Annotated in this window: 16 protein-coding genes and 1 tRNA gene; 5 read left to right on the forward strand and 12 right to left on the reverse strand. The window is 62.2% G+C overall.

Annotated elements, in window-relative coordinates:
* Positions 1–51: 51 nt before the first annotated feature.
* A complete protein-coding gene (betB, locus tag ACO07C_RS09180) occupies positions 52–1,515 on the forward strand; it encodes a betaine-aldehyde dehydrogenase (protein ID WP_421913858.1) in 1,464 nt (487 codons plus the stop codon).
* A gap of 7 nt (positions 1,516–1,522) precedes the next feature.
* On the opposite strand, the gene ACO07C_RS09185 is transcribed toward betB, so the two are convergent.
* Positions 1,523–3,763 (reverse strand): mannose-1-phosphate guanylyltransferase/mannose-6-phosphate isomerase, encoded by a 2,241-nt coding sequence (locus tag ACO07C_RS09185; RefSeq protein ID WP_421913859.1) that lies wholly within the window; start codon positions 3,761–3,763, stop codon positions 1,523–1,525.
* Positions 3,764–3,774: 11 nt separating this feature from the next.
* Complete coding sequence (locus ACO07C_RS09190; RefSeq protein WP_421913860.1) at positions 3,775–5,295, reverse strand: phosphomannomutase/phosphoglucomutase; 1,521 nt, start codon at positions 5,293–5,295, stop codon at positions 3,775–3,777.
* Positions 5,296–5,505: 210 nt separating this feature from the next.
* Here ACO07C_RS09190 and ACO07C_RS09195 point away from each other — a divergent pair.
* Both ACO07C_RS09195 and ACO07C_RS09200 read left to right on the forward strand, forming a co-directional pair.
* Positions 5,506–5,582: transfer RNA gene (locus ACO07C_RS09195), tRNA-Pro, on the forward strand.
* 237 nt (positions 5,583–5,819) lie between these two features.
* Positions 5,820–6,164, forward strand: coding sequence for a hypothetical protein (locus ACO07C_RS09200; RefSeq protein ID WP_421917478.1), 345 nt, complete (start codon positions 5,820–5,822; stop codon positions 6,162–6,164).
* A gap of 44 nt (positions 6,165–6,208) precedes the next feature.
* Here the strand turns inward: ACO07C_RS09200 and ACO07C_RS09205 are convergent, their stop codons facing one another.
* The 4 genes from ACO07C_RS09205 to ACO07C_RS09220 all read right to left on the reverse strand — a co-directional run bounded on the left by ACO07C_RS09205 (position 6,209) and on the right by ACO07C_RS09220 (position 11,679).
* Positions 6,209–7,828, reverse strand: coding sequence for an ABC transporter ATP-binding protein (locus ACO07C_RS09205; protein ID WP_421913861.1), 1,620 nt, complete (start codon positions 7,826–7,828; stop codon positions 6,209–6,211).
* A 17-nt stretch (positions 7,829–7,845) separates the two neighbouring features.
* A complete protein-coding gene (locus tag ACO07C_RS09210; protein WP_421913862.1) occupies positions 7,846–8,967 on the reverse strand; it encodes an ABC transporter permease in 1,122 nt (373 codons plus the stop codon).
* On the reverse strand, positions 8,960–9,883 hold the full coding sequence (locus ACO07C_RS09215; protein WP_421913863.1) for an ABC transporter permease subunit: 924 nt from the start codon (positions 9,881–9,883) through the stop codon (positions 8,960–8,962). Before ACO07C_RS09215 ends, ACO07C_RS09210 begins: the two co-directional genes overlap by 8 nt.
* Positions 9,884–10,086: 203 nt before the next feature.
* Entirely contained in the window at positions 10,087–11,679 is a 1,593-nt protein-coding gene (locus tag ACO07C_RS09220; protein ID WP_421913864.1) for a peptide ABC transporter substrate-binding protein, read from the reverse strand.
* Between the two features lie 287 nt (positions 11,680–11,966).
* Here ACO07C_RS09220 and ACO07C_RS09225 point away from each other — a divergent pair, with 287 nt between their 5' ends.
* Complete coding sequence (locus tag ACO07C_RS09225) at positions 11,967–12,413, forward strand: TadE/TadG family type IV pilus assembly protein (protein ID WP_421913865.1); 447 nt, start codon at positions 11,967–11,969, stop codon at positions 12,411–12,413.
* Entirely contained in the window at positions 12,414–14,186 is a 1,773-nt protein-coding gene (locus ACO07C_RS09230; RefSeq protein ID WP_421913866.1) for a pilus assembly protein TadG-related protein, read from the forward strand. It abuts the gene before it with no gap.
* 15 nt (positions 14,187–14,201) lie between these two features.
* On the opposite strand, the gene ACO07C_RS09235 is transcribed toward ACO07C_RS09230, so the two are convergent.
* The 6 genes from ACO07C_RS09235 to glgB all read right to left on the reverse strand — a co-directional run bounded on the left by ACO07C_RS09235 (position 14,202) and on the right by glgB (position 24,617).
* Positions 14,202–15,827 (reverse strand): alpha-glucosidase family protein, encoded by a 1,626-nt coding sequence (locus ACO07C_RS09235; RefSeq protein ID WP_421913867.1) that lies wholly within the window; start codon positions 15,825–15,827, stop codon positions 14,202–14,204.
* On the reverse strand, positions 15,820–17,826 hold the full coding sequence (gene glgX / locus ACO07C_RS09240; RefSeq protein ID WP_421913868.1) for a glycogen debranching protein GlgX: 2,007 nt from the start codon (positions 17,824–17,826) through the stop codon (positions 15,820–15,822). The genes ACO07C_RS09235 and glgX overlap by 8 nt, the downstream gene beginning before the upstream one ends.
* Before the next feature lie 178 nt (positions 17,827–18,004).
* Entirely contained in the window at positions 18,005–19,633 is a 1,629-nt protein-coding gene (locus ACO07C_RS09245; protein ID WP_421913869.1) for an alpha-D-glucose phosphate-specific phosphoglucomutase, read from the reverse strand.
* Positions 19,634–19,636: 3 nt separating this feature from the next.
* Entirely contained in the window at positions 19,637–21,082 is a 1,446-nt protein-coding gene (gene glgA, locus ACO07C_RS09250) for a glycogen synthase GlgA (protein ID WP_421913870.1), read from the reverse strand.
* A gap of 3 nt (positions 21,083–21,085) precedes the next feature.
* Entirely contained in the window at positions 21,086–22,351 is a 1,266-nt protein-coding gene (glgC, locus tag ACO07C_RS09255) for a glucose-1-phosphate adenylyltransferase (RefSeq protein WP_421913871.1), read from the reverse strand.
* Positions 22,352–22,403: 52 nt separating this feature from the next.
* Entirely contained in the window at positions 22,404–24,617 is a 2,214-nt protein-coding gene (glgB, locus tag ACO07C_RS09260; protein WP_421913872.1) for a 1,4-alpha-glucan branching protein GlgB, read from the reverse strand.
* Positions 24,618–24,686: the final 69 nt, after the last annotated feature.

Genomic DNA, 24,686 nt, shown 5'->3' on the forward strand with positions numbered 1-24,686 from the left:
CACCCGATAGATTGAGCCGCCCCGCCTGGCGATAGACGATTTGGAGAAAGCATGCGCGCCCAGCCCACGGCATCGCACTATGTCAATGGACGCTACATCGACGACGAGCAAGGTGCGCCGCTGCCGGTCATCTATCCGGCGACGGGCGAGACCATCGCGATGCTGCGTTCGGCGACACCGAATGTACTGGAACTGGCCGTCGAGGCCGCGCGTGCGGCACAGCCCGCCTGGGCACGGTTGAAGCCGGTCGAGCGCGGGCGCATCCTGCGCCGCGCAGCCGACATCTTGCGGGCGCGCAATGCCGACCTTGCCCGCATCGAAACACTCGACACCGGCAAGGCGATCCAGGAAACGCTGGTGGCGGACGCACCTTCGGCCGCCGACTGCCTGGAATACTTTGGCGGTGTGATCGCCGCCTATAACGGCGAGTCGGTCGATCTTGGCGGACCCTTCGCCTATACGCGGCGCGAGGCACTCGGCGTCTGCGTCGGCATCGGCGCCTGGAATTATCCGATCCAGATCGCTGGCTGGAAATCCGCGCCCGCACTCGCCATGGGCAACGCGATGGTGTTCAAGCCGTCTGAAAACACGCCACTGTCGGCATTGGCACTCGCCGAGATCTACACGGAGGCCGGCCTGCCCGACGGCCTGTTCAACGTCGTGCAAGGCTATGGCGATGTCGGCGCCGGCCTTGTCGGTCATGATGTCGTCGCCAAGGTTTCGGTGACCGGCTCGGTGCCAACCGGCCGCAAGGTTCTGTCGCTTGCCGGTTCCAAGATGAAGCACGCCACCATGGAACTCGGCGGCAAGTCGCCGCTGATCGTCTTCGACGATGCCGACATCGAGAACGCCATCGGCGGCGCCATGCTCGGCAATTTCTATTCGACCGGCCAGATCTGCTCGAACGGCACGCGCGTCTTCGTTCAAAGCGGCATCCATGACCGCTTCGTCGGCCGCCTGATCGAGCGGACGAAGAATATCCGCATTGGCGATCCGCTCGACCCCGAGACGCAGATGGGCCCGCTCGTCTCCAAGGCGCAGCATGAAAAGGTCATCGGCTATATAGAGATCGGCAAGCAGGACGGCGCGACGCTCGCCTGTGGCGGCAATGTGCCATCGCTGCAAGGGTTTGACCGAGGTTTCTTCGTCGAACCGACTGTCTTTACGGGCGTTACCGACACCATGCGAATCGCGCGCGAGGAGATTTTCGGACCGGTGATGAGCGTGCTGAAGTTCGACGGCGAGGACGAGGTGATCGACCGCGCAAATGACACCGAGTTCGGCCTGGCCGCTGGCGTGTTCACCCGCGACCTGCCGCGCGCGCACCGCGTCATCGCCGAGCTTCAGGCCGGCACCTGCTGGATCAACGCCTACAACCTCACTCCGGTCGAGCTTCCCTTCGGCGGGTTCAAGCAGTCCGGCATAGGCCGCGAGAATTCGCTGGCGGCACTTGCGCTCTATTCGCAGCTGAAATCGATCTATGTCGAGACCGGGGATGTCGCCAGCCCCTATTGATCCCAGCCTACGCCGACTTGTCCATCGTGCTGTCGAGATACTGCGTCAGCGCGCAGACCAGATGATAGAAGATGCTGGCCGGGACGTCGGCTGCGAGCGAGCGCCCGCGTTCATCGATCCGGTCTATCCACAGACCGAGCGGCGCGGGATCGATATGCCAGCGGAACAGCCGGCCGACACGAGCCTCGATCTCCGGTTTCAGGTCGGGACCGCCTGAACCGTCCAAGGCTATAGCGGCCTTGATCGCTTCCGCCTGCGGCCAGCTTCTCGATATCAGATCGAGCGGCAGCCCCTGCCGTGAGACGGCGCCATAGGCCAGGCCGGTGGCGCGGTTGAGACCGTTGGCGATCGCCGAGGCGTAGAGCTTTCTGGCAAAGCCCGTCAGTTCCGTCTGGCCGCTGCGTTCCGCGAAATCGACCAGCAGCGAGGCCCATTCGAAGTGGTGGCCGGGCTCGGTCCAGGTCCCTTTCTCGCCAGCGGATGATTTCCACTCGGCATTGAAGTACTCGCCGAGCGTCCAGCTTTCGCTGTCGAAGAAATGGCTGCGAAACAGGTCGATGATCCGCGCGGCGCGACGCAGATAGGCGCGGTCACCGGTCGCCTGGTGCCAGGCCAGGAACGCTTCGAGCATATGCATATGCGGATTGGAGCGCCGCTCGCCCTCCCCGCTCGATGTCTCGAGAAAACCGGTCATGCGGCTATCCTCGAGATGGGCGTCGAGGAAGACGAAGGTTTCTTCACCCAGCCGCAGAGCATCTGGGTTGCCGCACATATGCGCATGCGCCAGCGCCAGAAGCACACAGGAATGATCGTAGGCATCCTCGGCGGCGTCGGCGACCGAGCCGTCAACATTCAGCGTGCGCACCCAGCCGCCCTTTTCGGTGCGACCATTTCCGGCCATGAACTGAATTCCATGGCTGATCACCCGGTCGGCCGGGCCGTCCCACCCGCGCGCCTTGGCGACCGCGAAAGCGTAGACCTGCCTGGCCTGCGTGCGCATGCGCTTCGGCTTCATCAGCGGCCGGCCGTCAAAACCCAGCGTATCGTGGAAACCGCCGTGACGCTCGTCGACGCCGATCGTGGACCAGAGCGGCAATGTCTCCTGGAACAGCCAGTGATGCACGCGCCGGCGCCACGCCCCACTTTCGATGACGCGATCGTGGGCAGGCGTGAACCTTGTTTCCAGCCGGCCACTCTTTTCGAGTTGCTCGACGATCTTCTTGACGTGCTGGCTATGGCTGACAGGAGCAACGAAGGTCGCGTCGACGGTCGAAACGATGGCAACGTCCTTCAGTCCGATTGCTGACAACAGGCGGCCGTCACTGCGGATGTAGGAGTTCTCGCAATCGATGGCGACGACGTCCCCGACGATAACATTGCCCTGGTTGTCGGACGGGCCGACATCGAGCAGCGACTGCCAGGAGCCAAGATCGTTCCAGCGGAAGGAGGCCGGCACCATGGCAATGTGCCTTGCGTGTTCCATGATCGCATAGTCGATCGAGGTCGACGGAATGGCGGCATAGAGTTCCAGCGGCATGTAGAGGCCGGAAAGATCCGTCGTCGCAGCCCGATAGGCCGCCTCGGTGGCATCCCATATTTCCGGCTGGAACGCCAGGAAGGCGTCGCGCATGGCGCTGGCGCGAAACAGGAAGATGCCGGTATTCCAGAAGAAGTTTCCGGCCGCCAGATAGCTCTGCGCGGTGGCAAGGTCGGGCTTTTCCACGAAACGCGACACGTCACAGATGCCGTCCTTTTCGGCGGCGACTTCAATATAGCCGTAACCCGTCTCGGGCTGGCTAGGCTTGATGCCGAACACCACCAGCCTGCCCGCGCGCGCCGCCGTACAGCCTGCCTCGATGCTGTGCCAGAAGTGCTGCGCGGTCGCGATCTCATGGTCCGACGGCACGACCAGAACCAGGCTGTCACCGTATTGCGACAAGGTGCGCAGCGTCGCCAACGCCACGGCCGCCGCGGTATTGCGGCCGGTCGGCTCGAACAGCGGCCCGCCGCCGGCGAGGTCGAGCCCGGCAAGATCGGCATGAACGCGATCCGCGTGGCGCTCAGAGGCAATCAGGAAAATCGGCGTTTCGCCGCTTGGCCGCGCCTTCAGCCGGCGCAGCGTCTTGGCCAGCATCGAACCGTCACCCGACAGGTCATGGAACTGCTTGGGATTGTCCTCACGCGACAGCGGCCATAGCCGCGAGCCGACGCCACCGCTCATGACAAAACTGACGATACGTTCGGTCATAAGCTTCCCGTTCAAAATGTCTGGTTGTAAGCGCCGACTTCAGGGCTGCGGCGCAACAGGGCATCGACGCCGTCGAACATCTGGCGGCGACGTTCAGACGATACCGGGCTCTCCACCACGACGACAAGCTCCGGCTTGTTCGACGATGCGCGGACCAGGCCCCAGGTACCGTCCTCCGCAACGACACGCACGCCATTGACGGTGACCAGTTCGACAATCTTCTGGCCAGCAAAGATCTCGCCGGCTTGTTGTATTGCCTGGAAGTCGGAGACAACGCGCTCGACAACGCCATATTTCAGCGCATCGTCGCAGTGCGGCGACATGGTCGGCGTGCCGAAGGTCAGCGGCAGCGCGCGATAAAGATCGGCCATCGACCGCCCCGGGTTGCGGTCCAGCATCTGGCAGATGGCGATGGCGGTGACCAGACCATCATCGTAGCCGCGCCCGATCGGCGGATTGAAGAAGAAGTGGCCGGATTTCTCGAAGCCGGCGGCCGCGCCGAGCTCGGCCACGCGACGTTTTATGTAGGAATGCCCGGTCTTCCAATAGTCGGTGGCCGCGCCATTGGCCTGCAATACGGCATCGGTCTTGAAGAGACCGGTCGATTTGACGTCGACGACGAAGGTCGAGCCGGGATGCTGGCTCGAGATGTCGCGCGCCAGCATGACGCCGACCTTGTCGGCGAAGATCTCGTTGCCTTCATTGTCGACGACACCGCAACGGTCGCCATCGCCGTCAAAGCCAAGCCCGACATCGGCGCCGGTTTCCAGCACCTTGTCGCGGATCGCATGCAGCATCCGCATGTCCTCGGGATTGGGATTGTAGCGCGGGAAGGTGTGATCCAGCTCGACATCCAGCGGAATCACTTCACAGCCGATCCGCTCCAGCGCTTCCGGAGCAAAGGCGCCGGCGGTGCCGTTGCCGCACGCGGCGACCACCCTGAGCTTTCGCGCGATGCGCTTGTCCCCAACCAAGTCGTCCAGATAGGTCTCGCGGAAACCGGAGACGAAATCGTAAGAGCCGCCGCCGGTGAGATCGAAGGCGCCGGACAGGACGATCTCCTTCAGCGCGCTCATTTCCTCCGGCCCAAACGTCAACGGGCGCGCCGCTCCCATCTTGACGCCGGTCCAGCCGTTCTCGTTGTGCGAGGCGGTGACCATGGCGACCGATGGCGTATCGAGCGCGAACTGTGCGAAATAGGCCATGGGCGACAGGGCAAGGCCAATATCCTTGACCCGCGCGCCGGCGGCCATCAGCCCGGACACCAGCGCCAGCTTGATGGAAAGCGAATAGGAGCGGAAATCATGTCCCGTGACGATATCCGGCCCGGCGCCTAGGCGCCGGATAAGCGTGCCGAGGCCCATGCCCAGTGCCTGGACGCCGATCAGGTTAAGTTCCGGCGGGACCCCGGAGTTGGGATGGCCGAACCACCAGCGCGCGTCATATTCGCGAAATCCCGACGGCTTGACCAGCGCGGATGTCTCGAATTCAAAGGTGTTGGGCCGGGCATCGCCAACGATCGTCAAGGGCAAGACAGCAAAACTCCAAGCGGCTGGAATCAAAGTGTTTCGAGGCAGCGACGGTCGACTGCTTACCACACAAGCCTTTAAGCCGTGTTTATCCTGTGGGAAACCCGCGCCCCGTGGGCAATGCGTGACGAAAGCACCGGAAATGCGACAGAAGTGCTGCCATTGCCGCTTGCAGGAACGAAGGACGGCAGCTATAAGCCCGCGGTCTGGTCACGGAGTGTAGCGCAGCCTGGTAGCGCACCTCGTTCGGGACGAGGGGGTCGCAGGTTCAAATCCTGCCACTCCGACCAGAAAAACAAAGACTTAGCGGTTCCCGAAAACTGCCGCCGACAGAAACCCCATCTAGATACAGCATTCCCAGAAAACCTGCCGAGGGTGCGCTGGCATCTTGTTTGACCCCACGCTTTTGCTGCCATCCGCATGCCGATTGCGCTGGGCGGAGGCATAACCTTTGACGAGATGGCGGCAAGCTATGGTTCGGCGGTATGATCACCGCCGAAATGAGAGCACTGAGCGAGGTTGCGGACATGGAGTTGATTTCGATGGCACGCCCTGCATTCGTACCTGTGCTTGCCCTGTGTCTTGTCGCGGGCTGTTCATCGATCGGAGGATCAGTCAATCCCGCGAAATACGATCGGATGACGTGCGTAGAGCTGAACAATGCGCTGGGAATAACCGCCAGCGAAATCTCTCGGACCGCAATCACCCGAGGCAAGGTCGCCAAGACCAACGTTCCACGATGGCTGCTGGGAGGCTCGCGCGTCACGGCTGCCGTCGCCAATCGCGAGACTGCCCGAATCGAGCGGCTGAAGCAGCAGCAAGATGCCATTGTCGCGGCAAGGGCGCGCAATTGCCCGAGGTCCGCCAACTGAGCGAACAGTAGCGTTTTGGCGCCTTTGACCCGAGGGCGCCTGTCTCACGCGCTCAGGCGAAACCGCGTGACATCGATGGCCGCATTCATCAGCGTTTGCGTATAGAGATCCTGCGGATTGCTGAAGATAGCCTCGGTCGGCCCCTCCTCGACGATCTTGCCCTGTTTCATGACGATGATGTAGTCGGCCATGGCACGCACGACAGAGAGATCGTGACTGATGAACAGGTAGGACAGTTCATGGTCGGCCTGCAGCTTGCGCAGCAGTTCGACGATCTGCTTTTGCACCGAGCGGTCGAGCGCAGAGGTCGGCTCGTCCAGCACCACCAGCTTGGGCTTCAGGATCATGGCGCGCGCGATGGCGATGCGCTGCCGTTGACCGCCGGAGAATTCGTGCGGATAGCGGTTGCGCGCATTGGGATCGAGACCGACTTCACGCAACGCCTCGACGGCGCGCTGATCACGCTGCTTGCCCGAAAGATTCGGCTCATGCACCAGCAGCCCCTCGGTGACGACCTGTCCGACGGTCATGCGCGGCGAGAGCGAGCCGAACGGATCCTGGAAGACGAGTTGCATCTGGCGCCGCAGCGGCCGCATCGCCTGGCGGTCGGCCTGGGAGATGTCGCGATCGCCGAAACGGATTAGGCCGTCGCTCGGCAACAGCCGCAGCAAGGCGCGGCCGAGCGTCGACTTGCCTGAACCCGACTCGCCGACAATACCGATGGTCTGGTTGCGTTGCAGCCGGATAGAGATGTGATCGACGGCACGCAGCATCAGCGGCTCGCCGGCGAGAAATCCGCCGCCGATCCTGAACGTCACTTCGACATTCCTGGCTTCGAGCAGCACCGGGGCATTGGCGGGCGGCGGCGCCTTGGTGCCCGTGGGCTCGGCGGCCAGCAGCATTTTCGTGTAGGCATGCTGCGGGTTGACGAAGATGGCTTCCGCCTCGCCCTCCTCGACGACCTCGCCCTGGCGCATGACGTAGACCCGGTCGGCGAAGCGGCGGACAATGCCGAGGTCGTGGGTGATGAAGACAATTGCCATGCCGAGCTTGCGCTGCAGTTCGGCCAGAAGCATCAGGATCTGCGCCTGGATGGTTACGTCGAGCGCCGTCGTCGGCTCGTCGGCGATCAGGATGTCGGGATCGTTGGCCAAGGCCATGGCGATCATCACGCGCTGGCGCTGGCCGCCCGACATTTCGTGCGGGTAGGACTTCATCCTGCGCTCGGGATCGGGAATGTGCACCAGCCGCAACAGCTTGAGCGCCTCCTCCCTCGCCTGCGCCGCGCCAAGGCCGCGGTGCCGGCGGATCGGCTCGATCAGTTGGTTGCCGATCGAATAGAGCGGATCAAGCGAGGTCATCGGCTCCTGGAAGATCATGCTGATCTTGGCGCCACGGACCTTGTTCAGCTCGGATTTGCTCAGCTTCAGGAGGTTGCGGCCGCGATAGTCGACACTGCCGGTCGCCTCGCCGTTGGACGCCAACAAGCTCATCGCCGCCATCATGGTCTGGCTCTTGCCGGAGCCGGATTCGCCAACCACGGCGACCGTCTCCCCGGCATTGACGTGGATGTTGATGCCCTTCACGGCATCGACCGCGCCATCGAGGGTGCGGAAGCGGACGCGCAGGTCCTTGACGCTGAGGATCGTTTCGGGAGCAGCCATCTTAACGATCCCCATCTTTATCGGTCTCTTGGGTCGAGTGCGTCGCGCAGCCCATCGCCAACGAAATTCAGGGCGAACAGTGTCGAGACGAGGAAGAATGCCGGGAACAGCAACAGCCAGTTTGCGGTGCCGATGTTCTTGGCGCCGACGGAGATCAGCACCCCCCAGCTGGTCATCGGCTCCTGAATCCCGAGCCCAAGAAACGACAGGAAGCTCTCCAGGATGATGACCTGCGGCACCAGCAGGGTCATGTAGATCACCACGGGGCCAAGCAGGTTGGGGATGACATGGCGCAAGAGAATGCCGCGCCTGCCGACGCCCATGGCTTCCGCCGCCTGAACATATTCCTGCCGCCGGATCGACAGCGCCTGCCCGCGCACGATGCGGGCCATGTCCAGCCACAGCACCGCACCGACGGCCAGGAACATCAGCACGAAGTTGCGGCCGAAGAACACCACAAGCATGATGACGAAAAAGATGAACGGCAGCGAATAAAGCACGTCGACGATGCGCATCATCACCTCGTCGACCTTGCCACCCGAGAAGCCTGCCGCGGCGCCATAGACGACGCCGATCACCACCGCCACGACGCCGGCGAGCAGGCCGATGGCCAATGATATGCGCCCCGCCATCAATGTGCGCGACAGGAGATCGCGGCCGGTGTTGTCGGTACCGAACAGGAAGTACTGCTGCTTGACCGATGTGCTCATCTTAACCTCAAGCCCGTCGGGTGACTTGCTGTCGATCTTCGTGTCATCGAAAGCGTCGGAGCGATCGAGGTAGCGGATGTTGCGGTCGTCGATCGGCTTGGTCGAGGTGACGGTGACCGTGACGCGATCGCCGTCCTGCCTCCACTCCTTGATATCGACGCGCATGCGCTTGATCGCATCGTTGAGCGCGGATTCGATCATGTCGGGCTTCGGATAGGCCGTAAGGCTTGGCGGCGTGCGAACATAATCGGCGTAGATGGTCGTGTACTGGTGGGGCACGAACCAGGGTCCGAATATGCTGACGACCCCGATCAGGACGAGATAGTACAGGCTGAACATGGCGGCGCGGTTGGCCTTCAGGCGCGCCCAGGCATCACCCCAGAGCGAGCGGCCAACGACGACGGGAGCAGTGGCTGCGATATCAGTCATAGCGCACCCTCGGATCGATGACAGCGTACATGACGTCGACGATCAGGTTGAAGACAATGGTGAAGATGGCGATCACCACCACGGTTCCCATCACCAGCGTGTAGTCGCGGTTGAGCGCGGCATCGACGAAATAGCGGCCGACGCCTGGAATGGAGAAGATCGTCTCGACGATGACCGAGCCGGTCAACAATGCCGCCGCCGCGGGACCCGTGAACGAGACGATCGGGAGGATGGCGCCGCGCAGCGCGTGCTTGACCACCACCGACCAATCGGAGAGGCCGAGCGCACGCGCCGTGCGGATGTGGTGGGACCGCAGTGACTCGATCATCGAGCCGCGCATCAGGCGGGCGACGATGGCGATCTGCGGCAATGCCAGCGTCAGCACCGGGCCGACCTTGTTGATGAAAGCACCATCGCCCCAGCCACCGATCGGCAACAGCTTCCAGGTCAATCCGAATACAAGCTGGATCACCGGCGCGATGACGAAGGTGGGAATGGTGCTGCCGGCGGTTGCCAGTGCAATCACCGCATAATCGCCAAGCCTGTTCTGGTTGAGCGCGGCGATGGTGCCGAGCAGCGACCCAAGCAGAAGCGCCAGGATCAGCGCCGAAGCGCCGAGTTGGATCGAGATGGGCAGGCCCTTGGCAAAAAGTTCGGTAACGGTGAAATCCGGCATGTTGTAGCTAGGGCCGAAATTGCCGCGCAGCAGATTGCCGAGATAGTGGACATACTGCAGCCAAAGCGGGTCGTTGAGACCGAACTGGGCTTCAAGATTGGCCTTGATCTCCGGGCTCAGCCCCCGCTCCTGGTTGAATGGACCGCCTGGCGCTACACGCATCAGGAAGAACGCCATGGTCACGATGACGAATAGCGTCGGGATGGCGGTCAGAAGCCGCCGAAATACATAACGCAGCATCGGTGCCCCGCTTGACCTGGAGCAACGCCCGTCCGCTTGGGCGATGGCACTCCAGCGCTTCAAATCTTCACACCGTGCTTTCCAAAAATCGATTCCGATTCTCGGGCCGATGCGACGGCAACCAGAACCGCCGCCCTTCTACAGCGTCGCGAATCCCGCGGGATATGCGACGCGGCGGACGGGCAGCGGCCCGGCCAAGGAAATCAGTCCTTGCTGATGAAGCGAGACGGATGCACGTCCATCACGTTGTCGACGAAGCCATGAAGCTTCGACGACACGATATCGTGATAGCTGTAGTAGAGAAGCGGGATCTGGCCGACGTCGTCGACGAGCACGCGCTCGGCTTCAGCGAGTTCCTTCATGCGCTCTTCGGGCTTGCCGCCGGCGGCGGCAGCCTTGTCCATGGCCGCTTCGTATTGCGGGCTGTTGTAGTTCGAATAGTTGTTGCCGCTTGCCTTGCGCGAGATGCCGAGGAAGGTTTCGGGATCCTTGTAGTCGGCGATCCAGGCGGCGCGCGCCACGTCATAGTCGCCCTTCTGCTCGAGGAAGGAGTAGTGGGTCTTGGTGTCGGTGTTGAGCAGCGTCACGTCGACGCCGAGCGGCTTCAGCTGTTCCTGGATGGCGACCGCGGTGTTCTTGTGGTTTTCCGAAGTGTTGTAGCGGATTTCCATCTTCAGCGGATGCTCGGGCGTATAGCCTAGCTTCTCAAGGATCTTCTTGGCCGCGTCTTCGCGGTCGATCTGCGGCATGTCGGCGTATTTTGCCATTGCCGGGGTGTAGCCCTCGATGCCGGGAGGGACCATCGAATAGCCAGGCAGCATCGAATTCTGCCAGACTTTCTCGGCGATGAAATCGCGGTCGATCGCCATCGAAATGGCATTGCGCAGTTCAGGATTGTTCCACGGCGCCTTGTCGGTCTTGATCGCGTAGTAGTAGGTGCCGAGATACGGACCCACATGGATCTGATCGCCGAACTTGGTCTTGAGATCGGCGAGCTGTTCGGTCGGGAGATCGTCATAGCTGTCGAGTTCGCCGGCCTCGAAGCGCTTCATTGCCGACGAACGATCTTCGGTCGGAATGTAGTTGACCACATCGAACTTGACGCTTGCGGCGTCCCAGAATTTCGGATTCTTGACCAGCTTCATATGGTCGTTGGGGACCCACTCGGCCAGCGTATAGGCGCCGTTCGAAACGAGCTTACCCGGTTTGATCCAGTCGGCGCCAAGCTTTTCGATGGATGCCTTGCTGACCGGATAGGTCGCCTGGTGGGTCAGCATCTCCAGGAAGTAGGGCGTCGGCGCCTTCAGCGTCACCTCCAGCGTATTTGCGTCAATCGCCTTGACGCCCATATCCTCCGGCTTGCCTTTCTTGGTGTTGACTTCCTCGGCGTTTTTTATGGGGTAGAGCATGGACGCGTATTCGGCGCCGGTAGCCGGATCCTCCAACCGGTGGAAAGCATAGACAAAGTCCTCGGCCGTCACCGGGCTGCCGTCCGACCACTGGCCGTCCTTGCGAAGCTTGAATGTATAGACGGTGCCGTCATCGGACACGGTCCAGCTTTCGGCGGCACCAGGAATGAGGTTGGCCTTCTGGTCCTGCATGACCAAGCCCTGGAACAGGTCGCGCAAGACATTGGCTTCATAGACCGTCGAGGTCTTGTGCGGATCGACCGATTCCGATTCAGCCGCGGTGCCGCGGTTGTATACGGTCTCGGCAAAGGCCGGCGCATGGAATGTGCCGACGGCCAGCGTCATGGTGGAGGCGAACACCGTCGCCTTGAGCATGTTTTTGAGCATGTATTTCTCCCTGTCGGCGCGGCCCCTCAGCCACACCGCTTGAGTGTTTCCGCCGGGAGCCGATTTTGGCACTCCTGACGCGCCGCCCATTTCCCGTTCAGGCAGCTGGTGGCAGGAGACTAGACAGGAGGTAATCCCATTTCAACCGAGTCTTGATTGACGCTAAGTCAGCGGCCTGATGCTAAAGCAGAGTAAACTAAAATTATAATAGCTATTCAACTTGACGCACCCGCAGGTTGCGCCTTGTGTTTTCTGTTTCTGCAGTGCGGGTTTGGCATTCTCTGTACATGTTCCAGAGGCACGATCTCAGATTTTCAAGGCACCCTTTCCGAACAAATGTTTCGGGAACGTCGGCGGTTGAGTTTGCACTGCTTTCGCCGATTTTCATACTCCTCCTGCTCGGAATGGTTGCATACGGCATCTATTTCGGTGCCAGCAACTCGATCCAGCAAATCGCGGCGGACGCCGCGCGCACGGCCCTTGCCGGATTGAACCAGACGGAACGGCAGACCCTGGTGGCAAGTTTTCTCAGCAACAATGCCAGCGGCTATCCGTTCGTCGATGTCACCAAGCTAAGCTACACGGCCAATGACAGTGTCGCCGACGGAAGCGAGTTCGTGGTTTCGGTCCAGTATGACGCCCGCAACCTGCCGATCTGGAACCTGTTCCCCAAACTGACGATGCCCGGAACCACCATCTCGCGTCAGTCAACGATAAGGGTCGGAGGCATCTGAATGCTGCGACTGCTGCAGGAAGGGGTTCGCCGGGTCGCCCGGTTGCTGCGTGACAGGAGAGCGAACTTTACCGTGATGGCGGCGCTGAGTGCGCCCGTTGCACTGGCGCTGGCTGCGTTCGCCATCGACGAAGGCTCGATCTACACGGAGCGCCGCACCGCCCAGGCGATGACCGATCTGGCCGCGATCACCGGCGCATCGAACATCACAGACATTCAAAATGCAGTGGTGACGACCCTCAACGACAATGGAATGCCCGGGATCATCGTTCAGAGTGCGGGCCAGAACATCGTACCGGCCGCCGGCCAGACCGTTGTATCAATCTCCCCCGGCCAATATTCGGCGGCATCGGGGGTCGGCGTCGGCCAACGCTTCCAGGCAGGAGTGACACCCTACAACGCCGTCAAGGTGACCTTGAAGAAAATCCCCGCGCGCTTCTTCGCAAGTGCGTTGATCCCCAGCCCGGTCATCAGCACGCAAGCCATCGCCAGCATGACGCCGATGGCGACGTTTTCGGTAGGCTCCCGGCTACTCAGCCTCAACGGCGGCATCCTGAATTCGCTGCTCAGCGGCTTGATTGGCGGCAACATCTCGCTCAGCGTCATGGATTACAACGCGTTGGCCTCGGCCGACATCGACGTGCTTTCCTTCATGGGTGCCCTGGCGACGCAGTTGAATCTGACCGCGGGCACGTATTCGGACGTGCTGGCGTCGAAGGCTACCATCGGCCAGATCGCCTCCGCCATGGCAAGTGTTCCCGGACTGGACGGCACCAGTGCCCTCGCCCTGCAGGCGATCGTCGCCAAGGCCACCAGCACGGTCAAGATTCCGCTCGCCACCCTCGTCGATCTCGGCGGCGTCGGCAGCCTGGCAATTGGGCAGAGACCGCCTGGCCTTGGGGTAAGCGCAAACGCCATCGGAATGCTGACGGCAGGCGCCGTGCTGGCGAATGGCACCAACCAGGTCTCGCTCAATCTCGGCGCGACCATACCCGGCCTTACCGCCACGACGCTGACCATCGCCATCGGCCAACCCATGCAATCCTCGCCCTGGCTGGCGATCGACCAGGTCGGCACCACGGTGCGAACCGCCCAGACGCGAATCAAACTCACGTCATCCGTCACGGTCGGCACTTCTGGCCTGGGTGGCGGCATCAGCCTGCTGGCCGTCAACCTGCCGCTCAATGTGGAAGTGGCCTATGCCCAGGCCACCTTGACCGGCATCACATGTCCGAACGGTCCTTCCAGCATCCAGGTCTCGATCGCCGCGCAGCCAGGCATTGCCGCATTACACCTGGCCAATACCAGCGCCACCGGCACCAACTTCGCCAATTTCAGCCAGCCACAGACCTTCAGCAATGCCGAGATCGCGGATGTGAGCCTTCAGTTGCTGCTGATCAACCTTCCGCTGCTGCAGATCATGGGCTCCGCGGCAACCGCGATCACCAACAACAGTCCGCAGACATTGACCTTCAACGCCACTGAGATCGCCAACAAGACGACAAAGACCGTCTCGACGCGCAACATAACGCAGTCCCTCACCTCATCGTTGATCAGCAACCTCTCGCTTTCGGTCAATGCGCTCGGTCTCGGGATCGACCTGACCGGTTTGCTCGGAACGGTGACACCAGCGGTTGTCGCGGTGCTGAATGGCGTTACAGCGCCAGTCGACAACCTGCTTTACAACTTGCTTTCGACGCTCGGCGTCAGCGTCGGCTCGGCCGATGTCCGGGTTACCGGCGCGACCTGCGGACGCTCGGTTCTGGTTCAGTAGGCTGCAGGTCCCGGGTCAGCCGACCCGGCAGAGCAGCCAACCGAGCGGCGGCAGCGACAGGCCACCTTCGTGCATGGTCGGTCCGGCGCCACCGCCTTCGATCGGCTGGATAGCTCCGATATGCCGCGGCGCGGACCAGATGGCCGGCTCGTCGGCAAAATTGAAAACGCACAGCAATCTCTCGCCATAGCCTTCGCGAAGAAAGGCAAGGACGTCGCCTTCGGCATCGAGAAAGCGGATCGCCCCCCCCGCCAGTGCCGGATGCTGCTTGCGCACCGCCAACATTGCCCTGTAGGCGGCGAGTATGGACGAGGCTTCCCCGTTCTGGACATCGGCGGCGCGGGCGCGGTGGCTTTCCGGAACCGGGAGCCACGGCTTGCCGGTTGAAAACCCTGCATTGTCGATGGCGGCTTCCCAGACCATTGGCGTGCGGCAGCCGTCCCTGCCCTTGAACCCCGGCCAGAAGCGGATGCCGTAGGGGTCGCGCAGGTCCTCGAAAGCGAGTTCCGCTTCCTGCAATCCTAGCTCTTCGCCCTGGTAGAGGCAGATCGAGCCGCGCAGGCAGGACAAAAGCGCGATCGAGAACCTCGCCACGGCGTCAGGATCGCCGCCCGGCCTCGTCCAGCGCGTCACATGGCGTACGACATCATGATTGGAAAACGCCCAGCAGACCCAGCCGTCGGAAACCGCAGACTCGAATGCTTCGACACAGCCGCGCACATGGGCCGCCGAGAACCGCGGGCCAAGCAGGTCGAACGTGTAGCACATGTTGAGCTTGTCACCGCCGGACGTGTAGGCGGCGAGCGTCTGCAACGAGCGGCCCTCATCGCCAACCTCCCCCACGACGGCACGGTTGTCATATTGATCGAGCAGCGCCCGAAAACGCCGGAGGAAAGCCAGGTTCTCCGGCTGTGTCTTGTCGAACAGATGCTCCTGATAAAGGTAGGGATTGGTCTCGGTGTTCGTGCCGGCGACGCTTGACGCCAGGGGCGGATTGCCGCGCAGCCAGCGGTCATGGACATAGTAGTTGACCGTATCCAGCCGAAAACCGTCGACGCCGCGCTCCAGCCAGAATCGGACCGTCTCCAGAAGCGCGTCCTGCACCTCCGGATTGTGGAAGTTCAGATCCGGTTGCGAGGCGAGGAAATTGTGCATGTAGTACTGCCTGCGGGTCGAATCCCATTCCCATGCAGGTCCGCCGAAAACGGACAGCCAATTCGAGGGCGCCGTGCCGTCGGGTTTCGCATCGGCCCAGACGTACCAGTCGGCCTTCGGATTGTCGCGGTTTTCGCGACTTTCTACAAACCATGGATGGCGATCGGAGGAATGCGACAAAACCTGATCGATGATCACCTTCATGCCGAGCCTATGCGCCTCCGCGACAACCGCATCGAAATCCTCGATGGTGCCGAATGTCGGATCTACCGCGCAATAATCGGATACGTCGTAACCCATGTCGGCCATGGGCGACTTGAAGAAGGGCGACAGCCATACGGCGTCGACGCCAAGCGAGGCGACGTGGGCGAGACGGTCCGTAATGCCGCGCAGGTCGCCGCTGCCGTCGCCGGTCGTGTCCTGGAAGGAGCGCGGATAGATCTGGTAGATGACGCAGCCCCGCCACCATTCGGCGTGATCAGCCATTTGGAGATCCTCCTGCGTCCGCGACCTTGCGCTCGATCATGAAGATGACCGTCCGTCCCGGTACTTGTCTCGATATGTCGGTGGTGTCGTTCGCCTCAGTGGGCACCCAGATAAAACCCTCACGCGATGGCAGCGTGAAAACGCATGCCCGGCGATCGCCATTAAAGATCACGCCGAGACGGCCGTCTTCCGGGCGCTCGCCACCCAGGATCATGACAAGGCGATGCCGCTCCGGGTCATTCCAACCCGCCTCATCGAGCGGTGTGCCGGTTTCGGCCAGCCAGGCAACATCGGGCACGTCCGCGCGACCGGACGGCTGGCCGGTCAGAAAGCGTGTTTCGCAAAGCGACGGCACTGCACGACGCATGGCCGAGAGCAGAGCCGCATAGCGCTCCAGCGACTGATCGCGCGTTTTCCAATCGAGCCATGTGGTCCCGTTGTCCTGCGCATAGGCATTGTTGTTGCCCTTCTGGGTGCGGCCGAACTCGTCGCCAGCAGTCAGCATGATGGTACCGCGCGAGGCGAAGAGGGTGGCCAGCAGCGCGCGCCGATCGGTCAAACGGGCCATCGCGACGCCGTCGTCGCCTGTGTCACCCTCGACGCCATTGTTCCACGACAGGTTCTCATCATGACCGTCACGGTTCTGCTCGCCATTGGCCTCGTTGTGCTTGCGCTCATAGGCGACGACATCGGCCAGTGTCATGCCGTCATGCGCGGCGATGAAATTGACGCTTCGGCTCGCTTGCTGCCCTGCCCTGGCGAAGACATCTGACGATCCGGCAAGCCGAGTGGCAAGCGCACCGACCATGCCGCGGTCGCCACGCCAGAAACGCCTCATGTCGTCGCGATATCTGTCGTTCCATTCGAGGAAGGGCGGCGGAAAATTGCCCAGTTGATAGCCGCCCGGGCCTATGTCCCATGGCTCGGCAATCATGACGCGGTCGGCCAGCAGCGGATCTTCGAGCATTGCCCGCAGCAGAGACGCGTTGGCATCGAAGACGCCTTCGACCCGGCCTAGAATGGGGGCAAGGTCAAAGCGAAAACCATCAACGCAAGCATGAACGACAAAGTGGCGAAGCGTGTCGAGGACCATCTCCTCGACGACCGGGTGGTCGCAGGCGATGGTGTTGCCGGTTCCCGTTTCATTGGCCAGCCTGCCGTCCGGCGTGTGCCGATAGTAGGCCTGGTTGTCGAGCCCGCGCAGCGACAGGGTCGGGCCTAGCCTGTCGCTTTCACCTGTATGATTGAAGACGAGATCGAGGATGACGCCAATGCCCGCCTGGCGCAGCGCGGCGACTGTTTCGCGCAATTCGGCAAGGCCGCCCGGCGCCAGGCGCGGATCGAGCGCCATGAACGTCACAGGATTGTAACCCCAGGCGTTGCGCAGTCCCAGGGGCGGCAGATGCCGCTCGTCGATCGAGGCCGTCACCGGCATCAATTCGACGGCACCCACGCCGAGCTTCTTGAGATGCTCAATGATTGCCGGGTGGGCAAGAGCCGCTATGGTGCCGCGTTGCTGCTCCGGGATTTCCGGATGGCGCATGGTGAAGGCCCGCACCGGCACCTCGTAGACCAAGGCGCCTGGCCGGAACAGCGGCGAAAAGGTCGGCAACGGTTTCGGCAAAGTGCGGGCAAGCGACTTCGGCACCAGACGAGCGGTGTCGGCCCCCTCGCCCCGACGCTGCGTCAACCGCCAGTCATAGACGTAGGGCCGGTCGATCTCGACGGCATAGGGGTCAGTCAGCAGCTTGTCGGGATCGAACCAGAGCCCGCGCTCCGGTGCGTAGTCGCCATCGGCGCGGAAGCCATAGCGGGTGCCAGGGCCCGGGCCCGCAACGAACAAGGCGTGCACGCCCTCGCCTTGCGGCTGAAGCTCAAGCCGTTCGACCTCGCGCGTGCCGGCGTCGTCGAAGATCGAGACCCACAGGCGTCGGGCCGTCGACGACCAGGCGGCGAAGCGGATCCCTTCGCTTGTGATGGTAGCGCCGAGCGAACTCATACGATCGATTTCCGTCTTATCCCATTTGGGGAGGGTCGCGGACGGCTAAACGCAAGTCTGCGCGAAGCTGGAAGACCCCTTATCCGACCGAGCTTCGCTCGGCCACCGTCTCCCACATGGGGAGAAGGAAGCGCCTTGCGACGCAGTCCGAAGTCACGCGGCCGGCAATCTGCCACCCTCAAGTAATCACGCTCGGCTTGTTGCGACCGGTATGGCTCATGATGCCTGCGATATCATCGGCTGCCGCAATCAGATCGGCAAGCGCGACCTGCGTGTCGAGATCATGCCTGGACTTGTCGGGCTCATAGCGCTCGATGTAGACGCGCAGCGTCGCCCCGGTGGTGCCGGTGCCCGATAGGCGGAAGACGACGCGTGATCCGCCTTCGAACAGCACCCTGATGCCTTGATGCTCGCTGGTCGAGCCGTCGACCGGATCGTGATAGGCGAAGTCATCGGCGCTGGCGATCTTCATGCCGCGCACGCTGGTGCCGGGCAGCGAACCGAGCTTGGCGCGCAATTCGTCGACCAGCGCGTTGGCGCGCTCGCTCTCGACTTCCTCATAGTCGTGGCGCGAATAGTAGTTGCGTCCGTAGGTCGCCCAGTGCTCGGTGACCACCTGCTTGCAGCTCTCGCCGCGCACCGCGAGGATGTTGAGCCACAGCAGCACCGCCCACAGGCCGTCCTTTTCACGGACGTGGTTGGAACCGGTGCCGGCGCTCTCCTCGCCGCAGATCGTCGCCAAGCCGGCATCGAGGAGGTTGCCGAAGAATTTCCAGCCGGTCGGGGTTTCATAGATGCCGATGCCGAGCTTGTGGGCGACACGGTCAGCAGCACCGCTGGTCGGCATCGAGCGGGCGATGCCCTTGAGGCCATCCTTGTAGCCAGGCGCCAGATTGGCATTGGCGGAAAGCATGGCGACCGAGTCCGACGGGGTGACGAAGATGCCCTTTCCGATAATCAGGTTGCGGTCGCCGTCGCCGTCCGAAGCCGCGCCGAAATCCGGTGCATCTGGTCCCATCATCTCGTCATAGAGATGCTTGGCGTGGACGAGATTCGGGTCCGGGTGGTGGCCGCCGAAATCCGGCAAAGGCTTGAAGTTGCGGCAGGTGCCATTGGGCGCGCCAAGCCGGTGTTCCAGGATCTCCTTGGCGTAGGGACCAGTCACCGCGTGCATGGCGTCGAAGCGCATGCGGAAGCCTGATTTGAACAGTTTGCGCAGGACATCGAAGTCGAACAGGCTTTCCATGAGCTCTGCATAATCGGCGACCGGATCGATGATCTCGACCGTCATGCCGGCGGCCTTGACCGTGCCGATCGTGTCAATGTCGATCTTGTCGATGTCGGCGATCTTGAAGCTTGAGATCACCTTGGTCTTTTCGAAGATGGCATCCGTCAGCTTCTCCGGCGCCGGCCCGCCATTGCCGGCATTGTACTTGATGCCGAAATCCTCGTGTGGACCGCCGGGATTGTGGCTGGCCGACAGGATGATGCCGCCGAAGGTCTGGTATTTGCGGATGACATGCGAGGCGGCAGGCGTCGACAATATGCCTCCCTGGCCGACCATCACCTTGCCGAAACCGTTCGCGGCGGCCATGGCAATGGCCTTCTGGATGACCTCGCGGTTGTAGAAGCGGCCATCGCCCCCGATCACCAGGGTCTTGCCCTTGAACCCGTCCAGCGCATCGAAGATCGACTGGATAAAATTCTCGGCATAGTGCTCCTGCTGGAACACCGGAACCTTCTTGCGCAGGCCGGAGGTGCCCGGCTTCTGGTCGGGATAGGGTTTGGTGGCGACGGTGCGTATCATGCTTCAGGCAGCCCTTTTTGAAAGCAGCAGGCGATAGAGCTCAATGTATTTTTCGGCTGACTTGTCCCACGACACGTCGGCCTTCATGCCCTGCCGCTGCATCGATGCCCAGACGGTGGGATTGGCATGGGCGTCGACGACGCGGCGGATGGCGTGCAGGAGAGCGCCGGCATTGGCGGGCGCGAATTGAAAGCCGGTCGCCACGCCCGCGGAAAGGGCCGCCTCATTGGCATCGATGACCGTATCGGCCAGACCGCCGGTGCGGGCAACGACCGGCACGCAGCCATAGCGCAAACCGTAGAGCTGCGTCAGGCCGCAAGGCTCGAAGCGTGACGGGATGACGATCGCGTCACAGCCGCCCTGCATGGTGTGGGAAAGGCCCTCGTCATAGCCGACCACGACGCCGATGCGGCCGCGATGGCGGGCCGCCGCGGCAAGCAGCGCACCCTCAAGGCCGGCGTCGCCTGACCCGAGGATGGCCAGCCGCGCGCCTGTCGCGATGATACCGTCGACGACCGCCGCCAGTATGTCCATTCCCTTCTGCCAGGTCAGCCGGCTGATGACGCAGACGATCGGACTGTCGTCGCGGTCGAGGCTGAAACGCTCCTCGACGGCTGCCCTGTTCGGGGCCCGTGCCTTCAGCGTCTTGGCGGAGTAGCTCGAGACCAGATGCTTGTCGGTGGCTGGATTCCAGATGTCTGTGTCGATGCCGTTGACGATACCATGGAGATCGACGGCGCGCATGTTGATGAGGCCATCAAGACCCATGCCAAATTCCGCCGAGCGGATTTCCTGCGCATAGGTCGGACTGACCGTGGTGATCGCCCATGCCGCTTGCAGACCGGCCTTGAGGAAACCGACACCGCCATAATATTCGACGCCATCGAGCGCCATGGCCGCTGCCGGCAGGCCAAGCTCGCCAAAAATACCGGCGCCGAACTGGCCCTGGAAAGCGAGGTTGTGAACGGTCATCATCGACGGCGTGCCGACCGCCTTGCCGTAACGCATATAGGCCAGCGTCATCGCCGACTGCCAGTCATGGGCATGGACGATGTCGGGCTGGTAGCCGGAAATGACACCACCGGCGATGTCGCCACCGACCTGGCTCAGCGCCGCGAAACGCCGCCAATTGTCAGGCCAATCGACACCCGCCGCATTGCCGTAGGGACCACCGGGGCGATCGAACAGATGCGGCGCGTCGAGCACCAAAAGATCGAGCCCGGCAAGCTGAACGGCATGGACGGAAGCCTTGCCGCCCTGCAGCAAGGCATATTGATGCACGGCCTTCTTTTTCTTGAAAGCGGTCATCACAGAGGGAAAGCCTGGGATGAGCGTGCGCATGGTCACGCCCTTGTCGGCCAGAGCAATCGGCAGTGCGCCGGTCACATCGGCGAGCCCGCCGGTCTTGATCAGTGGGAATATCTCGGGCGTGACCGACAGTACCTGCATGCGTTAGAGCCCCAGCTTGTCGATCATATCCTGCGTGACAAGGCAGATGCCTTTTTCCGAAACGCGGAAGCGCTTGGCGTCGAGAACAGGGTCCTCTCCGACCACAAGCCCTTCCGGTATCCTGACGCCGTGGTCAATCACCACGCGCTTCAACTTTGCGTTCCGGCCGACATGAACATCGGGCAGCATGACGACTTCTTCCAGCGTCGAATAGGAATTGATGCGCGCCCCGGTGAAGATCAGGCTCCGCTTCAGGGACGCCCCCGAGACGATACAGTCACCAGAGACAAGCGAGGACACGGCCGAGCCACGGCGGCCATCCTCGTCATGCACGAATTTTGCCGGCGGCTTCAGCTCGGCGTAGGTCCATATCGGCCAGTCGCGGTCGTAAAGGTCGAGCTCCGGCGTGATGTCGGTCAGGTCGATATTGGCTTCCCAATAAGCGTCGACCGTGCCGACGTCGCGCCAGTAAGCTTCGTTCTCGGCGGTCGAGCGCACGCAGGACTTGGCGAAACGATGGGCGATCGCCTTACCGTGCTCGACGATATAGGGGATGATGTCCTTGCCGAAGTCGCGGCTTGAGCCCGGTTCTGCGGCATCGCGGCGCAACTGCTCCATCAGGAACTTGGTCTTGAAGACATAGATGCCCATCGAGGCCAAGGCAAATTCCGGCCTGTCGGGAATGCCGGGCGGGTCGGCCGGCTTTTCAACGAAAGCGATGATGTTGTCCTTGGCATCGACATGCATCACGCCGAATCCGGTGGCCTCCATGCGCGGCACTTCAAGGCAGCCGACGGTGACGTCGGCATTCGCATCGACATGCTGGCGGAGCATCATCTCGTAGTCCATCTTGTAGATGTGATCGCCGGCAAGGATGACCATGTATTCGGGCCCATAGGCCTCGATGATGTCGATGTTCTGGTAGACCGCGTCGGCCGTGCCTTCGTACCACTGCGTTTCCGACACGCGCTGGCTGGCCGGCAGGATGTCGAAGCTCTCGTTTCGCTCGGGCCGCAAGAAATTCCAGCCGCGCTGCAAATGGCGGATCAGAGAATGCGCCTTATATTGGGTCGCGACCCCGAGGCGACGAATGCCGGAATTGAGCGCGTTGGAGAGCGCGAAATCGATGATGCGCGTCTTGCCGCCGAAATAGACGGCGGGCTTGGCCCGGCGGTCCGTCAACTCCCTCAGCCGACTGCCGCGTCCGCCGGCCAGCACATAGGCCATGGCATCGCGCGCCAGCGGCTGGGTTCGTTTTGTTTCTGCCATTTTCAGCCTCCCCGATTATTCAGTCTGGAACGACACCAAGCCTGCAATTCACTCAATCCGGAACGTATTCGAGCATGATGGTGGACAGCGGCGGCAGCAGCATCGTCGCCGACGTGCCTCCTCCTTCCGCCCGAGCCTCGACGGCACCGCCATTGCCCTTGCCGGAACCGCCGTATTCCGAGGCATCCGTGTTGATGATCTCGCGCCATTTTCCAGCCTTCGGCAAAGGCACGCGGTAATCCTCGCGCGGCACCGGCGTGAAATTGGAAATGACCGCGACTGGATTGCCGCCGGGCGCGCTACGCAGCCAGGCGAAGACCGAGTTCGCGCTGTCATCGACGATCAGCCAGGAAAAGCCCTCCGGCTCGCAATCGCGCGCATGCAGCGCAGGGCGTGAACGGTAAAGATAGTTGAGATCGCGCACCACCTGGCGGACACCGCGATGCGGCCGGAAGTCGAGCAGGTTCCAGTCCAGAGCGCGCGCCTCGCTCCATTCGCGGCGCTGGGCGAATTCCTGGCCCATGAACAGCAGTTTCTTGCCGGGGTAACCCCACATGAAGCCGTAATAGGCGCGCAGCGTCGCGAATTTCTGCCAGTCGTCGCCTGCCATCTTGCTGAGCAGGGTACCCTTGCCGTGCACGACCTCGTCGTGGGAGAGCGGCAGGACGAAATTCTCCGAGAAAGCGTAGACCAGGCCAAAGGTCAGGTCGTTGTGGTGGTGCTTGCGGAAGATCGGCTCCTTGGAGAAATACTCCAATGTGTCGTGCATGAAGCCCATGTTCCACTTGAAGCCAAAGCCCAGACCACCTTCATGCACTGGCGCCGAGACCTTGGGCCATGAGGTCGATTCCTCGGCAATCGTCATGACGCCGGGATGGTGGCCGTAAACCTCCTTGTTCATCTTCTGCAGAAAGCTGACCGCCTCCAGGTTTTCGCGACCACCCTTCTCGTTGGGGATCCATTCACCGGCTTTGCGCGAATAATCGAGGTACAGCATCGAGGCCACCGCATCGACGCGCAAACCGTCGACATGGTATTTCTCCGCCCAGAACAAAGCGTTGTTGACGAGGAAGGACACGACCTCGCGCCGGCCGAAATTGTAGATCGCGGTGTTCCAGTCGGGATGAAAGCCCTTGCGCGGATCGGCATGCTCATAGAGCGCGGTGCCATCGAAATGAGCCAGCCCGTGCTCGTCGACCGGGAAGTGCGCGGGAACCCAATCCAGGATGACGCCAACGCCGGCGCGGTGGGCGCCGTCGACGAAGCGGGCAAAACCGTCGGGATCGCCGAAGCGGGCCGTTGGGGCGTAGAGGCCGGTCGTCTGGTAACCCCAGGACGGATCATAGGGATGCTCGGAAATCGGCATGAATTCGATGTGAGTAAATCCGGTCTCGACCACATAGGGGATCAGCCGGTCGGCGAGTTCGTCCCATGACAGGAAGGTGCCGTCGTCGCGAAGCTGCCAGGAGCCGGCGTGGACTTCGTAGATCGATATGGCCTCGCGTCGTGGATCGGCATTGCGCCAGAAATTGCGATGCGCTTCATCGCCCCATGGATGTGCCGGCGGCACCGCGACCACCGAGGCGGTGGCGGGGCGCAGTTCGGACTTGAAGGCGAACGGATCGGCTTTCAGCGGCAGCCTGACGCCGTCCGGTCCGATGATCTCGTATTTATAGGGGTGGCCGGCGCCGATGTCGGGAATGAACACCTCCCAGATACCGGTGTCGCGACGGTCGCGCATCGAATGCCTGCGGCCGTCCCAATCGTTGAAGTCGCCGACCACCGAGACGCGCCTTGCATTGGGCGCCCAGACGGCGAAGTGAACGCCGGACGCGCCCTCATGCTCGATGACATGCGCGCCGAGCTTGTCGAACAGTCGCAGATGCGATCCCTCGGCGATGTAGTAGTCGTCCATAGGGCCTAGCACCGGGCCGAATGAATAGGGATCGGTCAGCCACCAGTCGCCGGAAGCGTTCCGCGCGTGATAGCGTAGCGGCTGACGCTTCTTGATCGACAGCTTGCCCTCGAAAAAGCCGCCATCGTCACGCCTGGAAAGTTCACCCGCCTTCTTGCCCGTCAGCGTATAGGCGGTGACGAACTCGGCATGCGGCACGAAGCAGCGCGCGACAAGCCCCTTGCCCGCGTCCTGGACTCCCAGGACGGCAAAAGGATCTCCGTGCGTGCCGGCGACAATTGCCGCGACATCACCGGCTGACGCCAGTCCATCCGGCCCGCTTGTCGCAGCGGTCGCGCGCGGTTTCCTCATCAGGCAGTGACCCTCCCCGGGCACCCAGCGTTTGTTCTAGGGTATGAATTCGACATTCAAATCCACACC

Source organism: Mesorhizobium sp., assembly GCF_965229135.1.
Taxonomy (GTDB): Bacteria; Pseudomonadota; Alphaproteobacteria; order Rhizobiales; family Rhizobiaceae; genus Mesorhizobium.

Excerpts from the sequence above, each read along its gene's own strand:
- ACO07C_RS09200 (WP_421917478.1), top strand. The coding sequence starts at position 5,820 with ATGGAGTTGATTTCGATGGCACGCCCTGCATTCGTACCTGTGCTTGCC.
- glgC (WP_421913871.1), bottom strand. The coding sequence starts at position 22,351 with ATGGCAGAAACAAAACGAACCCAGCCGCTGGCGCGCGATGCCATGGCC.
- ACO07C_RS09205 (WP_421913861.1), bottom strand. The coding sequence starts at position 7,828 with ATGGCTGCTCCCGAAACGATCCTCAGCGTCAAGGACCTGCGCGTCCGC.
- ACO07C_RS09235 (WP_421913867.1), bottom strand. The coding sequence starts at position 15,827 with ATGGCTGATCACGCCGAATGGTGGCGGGGCTGCGTCATCTACCAGATC.
- glgA (WP_421913870.1), bottom strand. The coding sequence starts at position 21,082 with ATGCAGGTACTGTCGGTCACGCCCGAGATATTCCCACTGATCAAGACC.
- ACO07C_RS09225 (WP_421913865.1), top strand. The coding sequence starts at position 11,967 with ATGTTCCAGAGGCACGATCTCAGATTTTCAAGGCACCCTTTCCGAACA.
- ACO07C_RS09230 (WP_421913866.1), top strand. The coding sequence starts at position 12,414 with ATGCTGCGACTGCTGCAGGAAGGGGTTCGCCGGGTCGCCCGGTTGCTG.
- glgX (WP_421913868.1), bottom strand. The coding sequence starts at position 17,826 with ATGAGTTCGCTCGGCGCTACCATCACAAGCGAAGGGATCCGCTTCGCC.
- ACO07C_RS09215 (WP_421913863.1), bottom strand. The coding sequence starts at position 9,883 with ATGCTGCGTTATGTATTTCGGCGGCTTCTGACCGCCATCCCGACGCTA.
- glgB (WP_421913872.1), bottom strand. The coding sequence starts at position 24,617 with ATGAGGAAACCGCGCGCGACCGCTGCGACAAGCGGGCCGGATGGACTG.
- ACO07C_RS09245 (WP_421913869.1), bottom strand. The coding sequence starts at position 19,633 with ATGATACGCACCGTCGCCACCAAACCCTATCCCGACCAGAAGCCGGGC.
- betB (WP_421913858.1), top strand. The coding sequence starts at position 52 with ATGCGCGCCCAGCCCACGGCATCGCACTATGTCAATGGACGCTACATC.
- ACO07C_RS09220 (WP_421913864.1), bottom strand. The coding sequence starts at position 11,679 with ATGCTCAAAAACATGCTCAAGGCGACGGTGTTCGCCTCCACCATGACG.
- ACO07C_RS09185 (WP_421913859.1), bottom strand. The coding sequence starts at position 3,763 with ATGACCGAACGTATCGTCAGTTTTGTCATGAGCGGTGGCGTCGGCTCG.
- ACO07C_RS09210 (WP_421913862.1), bottom strand. The coding sequence starts at position 8,967 with ATGACTGATATCGCAGCCACTGCTCCCGTCGTCGTTGGCCGCTCGCTC.